This is a genomic window from Pseudoalteromonas sp. SG45-5 (assembly GCF_014164085.1).
In the GTDB taxonomy this organism is placed as follows: domain Bacteria; phylum Pseudomonadota; class Gammaproteobacteria; order Enterobacterales; family Alteromonadaceae; genus Pseudoalteromonas; species Pseudoalteromonas aliena.
The window spans coordinates 1-281 of sequence record NZ_JACJEM010000190.1 but is presented as its reverse complement, the minus strand read 5'-3'; the positions used below and the strand labels follow the sequence as shown (position 1 = coordinate 281).

At 48.4% G+C, this 281-nt stretch carries 1 protein-coding gene; it reads left to right on the top strand.

The genetic code is table 11. From position 1 onward, the window contains the following. Nucleotides 1–281, top strand: a 281-nt coding sequence (locus H5119_RS20245) for a GTP-binding protein (RefSeq protein WP_259399080.1), incomplete at both ends; no start/stop codon positions are given.

Here is a 281-nt window from a genome sequence, read left to right as displayed (position 1 = left end):
GGCCACGTTGACCACGGTAAAACTACACTAACTGCAGCAATCACTAACGTACTTGCAAAAGTATACGGCGGTGTTGCTAAAGATTTCGCATCAATCGATAACGCTCCAGAAGAGCGCGAACGTGGTATCACTATTTCAACGTCTCACGTTGAATACGATACTCCTTCACGCCACTACGCGCACGTAGATTGTCCTGGTCACGCCGATTATGTTAAAAACATGATCACTGGTGCTGCTCAAATGGACGGCGCGATCTTAGTAGTTGCTGCGACTGATGGCCC